Annotated in this window: 6 protein-coding genes and 1 pseudogene; 3 read left to right on the top strand and 4 right to left on the bottom strand. The window is 68.9% G+C overall.

Going from position 1 to position 5,356, the window contains the following annotated elements:
• Positions 1-115 precede the first annotated feature (115 nt).
• Positions 116-991 carry an SIS domain-containing protein gene (locus tag BWR60_RS35515; protein ID WP_088157993.1) on the top strand — a complete coding sequence of 292 codons (876 nt, stop codon included), beginning with the start codon at positions 116-118 and terminating at the stop codon, positions 989-991.
• Between the two features lie 139 nt (positions 992-1,130).
• Here the strand turns inward: BWR60_RS35515 and BWR60_RS35510 are convergent, their stop codons facing one another.
• The 3 genes from BWR60_RS35510 to BWR60_RS35500 form a co-directional block, all read right to left on the bottom strand.
• The gene (locus BWR60_RS35510; RefSeq protein WP_088157995.1) at positions 1,131-1,940 is read right to left on the bottom strand and encodes a DUF72 domain-containing protein; all 810 of its coding nucleotides are present in this window, start codon (positions 1,938-1,940) and stop codon (positions 1,131-1,133) included.
• A gap of 88 nt (positions 1,941-2,028) precedes the next feature.
• Entirely contained in the window at positions 2,029-3,060 is a 1,032-nt protein-coding gene (locus tag BWR60_RS35505) for an NAD(P)-dependent alcohol dehydrogenase (protein WP_088157991.1), read from the bottom strand.
• Positions 3,061-3,328: 268 nt separating this feature from the next.
• Positions 3,329-3,838 (bottom strand): DUF1993 domain-containing protein, encoded by a 510-nt coding sequence (locus tag BWR60_RS35500; protein WP_088157989.1) that lies wholly within the window; start codon positions 3,836-3,838, stop codon positions 3,329-3,331.
• 185 nt (positions 3,839-4,023) lie between these two features.
• Between BWR60_RS35500 and BWR60_RS35495 the strand changes: the two genes are divergently transcribed.
• On the top strand, positions 4,024-4,497 hold the full coding sequence (locus tag BWR60_RS35495) for a DUF1348 family protein (RefSeq protein WP_088157987.1): 474 nt from the start codon (positions 4,024-4,026) through the stop codon (positions 4,495-4,497).
• A gap of 2 nt (positions 4,498-4,499) precedes the next feature.
• Positions 4,500-5,057 (top strand): TetR/AcrR family transcriptional regulator, encoded by a 558-nt coding sequence (locus tag BWR60_RS35490; RefSeq protein WP_088157985.1) that lies wholly within the window; start codon positions 4,500-4,502, stop codon positions 5,055-5,057.
• A 180-nt stretch (positions 5,058-5,237) separates the two neighbouring features.
• On the opposite strand, the pseudogene BWR60_RS36740 reads toward BWR60_RS35490, so the two are convergent.
• Positions 5,238-5,356, bottom strand: a pseudogene (locus BWR60_RS36740) (IS110 family transposase); the annotation flags it as partial.

Genomic DNA, 5,356 nt, shown 5'->3' with positions numbered 1-5,356 from the left:
GTTCGGGAGGGGGGCGAGGAAAGCCTGGGCCGCTCCGTGATCCCGCCACGCGGGAGAGGCAACGCGTTTCTTCCCGGCGTAAGCTGCCGCTCGGGAGCGACAGGGGCGGGAATTCATGCTGACGGAGACGGCCGACCGGCCCGCCAACATCCTCGAGGTGGTGCGCACGCTGCGGCCCGAACTGCGCAAGTCGGACCGCAAGGTCGCCGATGCGGTGCTGGCCGATCCGGCGCGGGTGCTCAAGGCGACGGTGGCGGAGATGGCGCTGCTGGCCGAGGTCAGCCAGCCGACGGTGATCCGCTTCTGCGTCGCCATCGGCTGCGCCGGCTACCAGGAGTTCCGGCTGCGCCTGGCTCACAGCCTGGCGCTGGGCCTGCCGGCGACGCATTCGGTGCTGCAGGACACCGACACCCTGGCCGCGGTGGTCGACAAGATCTTCGACTACACCCTGTCCAGCCTCGACTGGGCCCGGAACCATCTCGACAAGGCGGCGATCGAGGCGGCGGTGGCGATCCTGGAGAAAGCCCGGTCGATCGCTTTCTTCGGCTTCGGCGCCTCCGGCATCGTCGCCCGCGACGCGCAGCAGAAATTCCCGCTGTTCGGCGTGCCCTGCTCGGCCGAGCTCGATTCCCACCAGCAGATCATGGCGGCGTCGATGATGCAGCCGGGCGACGTGGCGGTGGTGATCTCCAACACCGGCCGCACCCGCTCGATCATCGAGGTGGCGCGGACCGCGCGCGAGAACGGCGCCAAGGTGATCTGCCTGACCGGCACGGATTCGCCGCTGGTGCCCTACAGCGACGTGGCCCTGGTGGCCGAGACGCTGGAGAACACCAGCGTCTACACCCCGACGATCTCGCGCATCGCCGCGCTGGTGGTGATCGACATCCTGTCGACGGCGGTGGCCCTGCGCCGCAACGACGCCCATTTCCAGCGCTTCCAGACGATGAAGCGCCGCCTGAACGAGCTGCGGTTCAACGAGAGGTTGTGAGGGAAGGGGGCAGGGCCTTCCTTTCTCGTCATGGCGAGCCCCGAAGGGGCGTGTCCATCCAGGGGCAGCTCGTACCGGCCCCTGGATGGCCACGTCGCTGCGCTCCTCGCCATGACGAGAAAAGGAGCCGTGGGCCTGCTCACCCCAGCGTCTTGATCAGCGCCATGGCCGCGGCGGGGGCCTTCGGCTTGAAGCCGTTGATCATGTACACGAACACGTCGCGCGATTTCGGCGGCTTCGCCTCCGGCGACCCGACCAGCTTGAGGTCGTCCGGCGCGCCGCCCCCGGCCCAGGCCTTGGCTCGCTTGGCCCATTGGTCGATCGCCTTGAGCGTGTAGCCGGTCTCGACCTCCTCCGACGCGCCCTGCAGCCGGGCATAGACGAAGGGGGCGGTGACGTCCGGGATCTCCGGGAAGCCCTCCTTGTCGGTCAGCACCACCGCCACCTTGTGGGCGCGCAGCAGGTCGATGAAGTCGGGGGTGCGGAAGCTGTCGTGCCGGACCTCGACCACATGGCGCAAAGCGTGGCCGTCGACCTCATGCGGCAGCAGCTTCAGGAAGGCCTCGAAATCCTTCGGGTCGAACTGCTTGGTCGGCAGGAACTGCCAGTTGATCGGCCCCAGCTTCTCCTTCAACTCGGTGATGCCGCTGTTGACGAAGCGGTCGATCGACTCGCCGGCCTCGGCCAGCTCCCGCCGGTTGGTGGTGAAGCGGGTACCCTTGACCGAGAAGACGAAGCCCTCCGGCGTCTCGTCGCGCCATTTGGCGAAGCTCTCCGGCTTCTGCGAGCCGTAATAGGTGCCGTTGATCTCGATCGAGGTGACCTGGCGCGAGGCGTATTCCAGCTCGCGCTTCTGCGCCAGGCCCTTGGGGTAGAAGGTCTCGCGCCAGGGCTCGAAGGTCCAGCCGCCGATGCCGACGCGAATCCCGGTTGCCTGCTTCGCCGCCATGGCGTCCTCCCCGTTGGCCTGGCTCCACTGGAACATAAGGCGAACGAGGAATCAAGCGCCGGCCGTGCCAGGCCGGCGCTTTGCGCGGCTAAAGCTTGATCTGCAGCTTGACGTCCGCCGGCCGGCCCTCGGCTGCGCGTTCGAAGGCCTTGATGCTGTCCTCGAAGCCGTAGGTGTGGGTCACCAGCGGCTTCAGGTCGACCTTGCCCGACGCGATCATGGCGATGGCGCGGTCATAGACATTGGCGTAGCGGAACACGGTCTCGATCCGCACCTCCTTGGCCGCGGCGGCGACCAGGTCGACCGCCACCGGCTCGACCGGCATGCCGATCACCACCAGGCAGCCGCCGGGGCGCACCACGTCGAAGATGCCGGGATAGGCGCGCGGGCTGCCGCTGGCCTCGAACACCACATCGGCGCCCCAGCCATCGGTCGCCGCGGCCACCGCGTCGGCCAGCTTGGTCTCGCGGATGTTGACGCCGGTGATGCCGGAGTAGCGCTCGGCGATCGCCAGCTTCTCCGGTAGCAGGTCGGAGATCAGCACCCGGCTGCAGCCGCCGGCCAGGGCCGCCAGCGCCGCCATGATGCCGATCGGGCCGGCGCCGATCACCACGGCGAAGTCGCCGGGCTGGATCCGCGCCTTCACCGCCGCCTGCAGGCCGACGGCGAAGGGCTCGACCATCGCGGCCTCGGCGAAGGAGACGTTGTCCGGCAGCTTGAAGGTGAAGCCGGCGGGGTGCACCACCTCCGGCGTCAGGCAGCCATGCACCGGCGGGGTGGCCCAGAACACGACGCTGGGATCGACATTGTAGAGGCCGAGCTTGGAGGCCTTGGAGGTGAGGTCTGGGATGCCCGGCTCCATGCACACCCGGTCGCCCGGCTTCAGGCTGGTGACGCCCGGGCCGGCCTCGATCACGGTGCCGGCGGCCTCATGGCCCAGCACCATCGGTTCCTTGACCACAAAGGGCCCGATCCGGCCATGGGTGTAGTAATGCACGTCGCTGCCGCAGACGCCGACGGTGTCGATCTTGATCCGGACGTCGCCCGGCCCAAGGGTCCGGGGCAGGTCGATCTCGCGCAGCGACAATTCCCTCTGGCGCTCCAGGACCAAGGCACGCATCTCGCTTCCTCCCGAATGCGGGCCGGACGCGCGGCCGGCCCCACCCCTCCTTGGTACGACACTTTGCCGGGGACGGGGAAGGCGTCTCTGCACAAATGTTTTTTGGTTGTTACGAAAGTTCAGCGAAAGTTCAGGGGCGAGGCCGCGCCCGATGCCGTCATGGCGAGCCCGAAGGGCATGGCCGTCCAGGGGCCGCTCGCATTGGCCCCTGGACGGCCACGGCGCTGCGCGCCTCGCCGTGACGGATTGTTGTCTCGAGCAGCCAGCCTCAGGCGACGAGCGTCAGATAGTCCCGCTTGCCGATCTCCACGCCCTGGTGGCGCAGGATGTCGTAGGTGGTCACGACGTGAAAATAGAAGTTCGGCAGCACCATGGTCAGCGCGTAATTGCGGCCGGTGAATTCCACCTTCCGGTCGCGCAGCGGGAGGATAACCGTCTCCTCCTCGCGGCCGTCGATCTGGTCGGGGCCGACGCTCTCCAGATAGGCGACGGTCTTGGCCAGACGGTCCTTCAGCTGGGGCAAGGTGGTCTCGTTGTCCTCGAAGGCCGGCGGGGTCAGGCCGGCCAGGCGGGCGGCGCCGAACTTGGCGGCGTCGCTGACCCGCTGGATCTGGCCCGACAGCGGGTACATGTCGGGGGCGAGGCGCGCCTCGACCAGGGTGGCGGGGTCGATCCCGCCGGCCTCGGCATGGGCCGCGGCCTTGTCCAGCAGCGTCGACAGCATGCGCAGCTTCGGCAGCATCACGCCGACCGAGATCTCGTGGAGGGAGAGGGGCAAGGGAGTTGCTCCGATGAAAGACGGGCGCCGCATCGGCCCGGGCGTTCGGCGGCGGGGGAACCCTCCGCCCTCGACTCGCTTGCGGTCAAGTGCCGCAGGGGAGGGCCGGCTTGACGGTGCGCAGCCTCATCTGTACCAATCGGTAAAGTCAGTTCCGTTCGGTACAATCATCGAGGAGAGCCGCAATGACCGCCGACCGTCCGCCGCTGCCGCCCTTCACCCGCGAGACCGCGATCCAGAAGGTCCGGGGGGCCGAGGATGGCTGGAACAGCCGCGACCCGCAGCGCGTCGCCCTGGCTTACACCGAGGACAGCCGCTGGCGGAACCGGGCCGAGTTCCCGCAGGGCCGCGCCCAGATCGTCGAGTTCCTGACCCGGAAATGGGCGCGGGAGCTGGAGTACCGGCTGATCAAGGAGCTGTGGGCCTTCGAGGGCAACCGCATCGCCGTCCGCTTCGCCTATGAATGGCGCGACGATTCCGGCCAGTGGTACCGCTCCTACGGCAACGAGAACTGGGAGTTCGACGAGCACGGGCTGATGCGGGCCCGCCACGCCTCGATCAACGACCGGCCGATCGCCGAGTCCGAGCGCAAGTTCCACTGGGACCGGTCTGGCCCGCGGCCGGCGGACCATCCGGGGCTCAGCGACCTCGGGCTCTAGCCTTGCCGCGGATCGTCGCCGAGCGGGCGGATGTTCTGCCGGCCTTGGCCGAGGTGTTCCGCGAGCATGGCTTCGAGGGCGCCAGCCTGGCCCTGATCGGCGAGCGCACCGGCCTGGGCAAGGGCAGCCTCTACCACTTCTTCCCGGGCGGGAAGGAGGAGATGGCGGCGGCGGTGCTGGCAGAGATCGACGCCTGGTTCGAGCAGCACATCTTCCGCCCACTGCGGGAGGAGGAGCCGCGCCGCGCGGTGGCGGAGATGATCCGCGCGGTCGACGGCTATTTCCGCTCCGGCCGCCGGGTGTGCCTGGTCGGCGCCTTCGCGCTCGGCGATGTCCGCGACCGCTTCGGCGCTGCCATCCAGGGCTATTTCGCCGCCTGGACCGACGCGCTGGCCCAGGGGCTGGCACGATCGGGGCAGGCCGAGGACACGGCCCGCGACCGGGCGGAGGAGGCGGTGGCGGCGATCCAGGGCGCCCTGGTCCTGGCCCGGGCGCTGGACGAGCCCGCCGCCTTCCGCCGCTCGATGGCCCGGATCGAGGCCAGGCTCACGGCGGGGTAGAGGGCCGTGAGAGCCGGCCTTCCGTTCCTCCGATCGACAACCCCCTCCCCCTAGCCCCCTCCCGCGAGGGGAGGGGGGACTAAGGCTTTTCGGGTTGGGAGACCGCTCTGTCACCCCAAGCAGACAGAGTCCCCCCTCCCCTTGCGGGAGAGGGGTAGCAACTGTCTTGGGAGAGAGGTGTCATGCGGCGTGGTTTTGCCACGGTGCGTTGTCCCTGAGCATGGCGTTGAGGATGGTGAGCATCCGGCGCATGACGGCGACGATGGCGACCTTGGGCTTTTTGCCGGCGTTGCGGAGGC

This window comes from Inquilinus limosus, from assembly GCF_002195995.1.
GTDB lineage: Bacteria > Pseudomonadota > Alphaproteobacteria > DSM-16000 > Inquilinaceae > Inquilinus > Inquilinus limosus_C.
The sequence above is the reverse complement of the archived record's forward strand: the minus strand, read 5'-3'. Positions and strand labels throughout refer to the sequence as shown.

Bases quoted from the DNA above. Each gene is read 5' to 3' on its own strand.
- BWR60_RS35515 (WP_088157993.1), top strand. From the start codon at position 116: ATGCTGACGGAGACGGCCGACCGGCCCGCCAACATCCTCGAGGTGGTG.
- BWR60_RS35510 (WP_088157995.1), bottom strand. From the start codon at position 1,940: ATGGCGGCGAAGCAGGCAACCGGGATTCGCGTCGGCATCGGCGGCTGG.
- BWR60_RS35505 (WP_088157991.1), bottom strand. From the start codon at position 3,060: ATGCGTGCCTTGGTCCTGGAGCGCCAGAGGGAATTGTCGCTGCGCGAG.
- BWR60_RS35495 (WP_088157987.1), top strand. From the start codon at position 4,024: ATGACCGCCGACCGTCCGCCGCTGCCGCCCTTCACCCGCGAGACCGCG.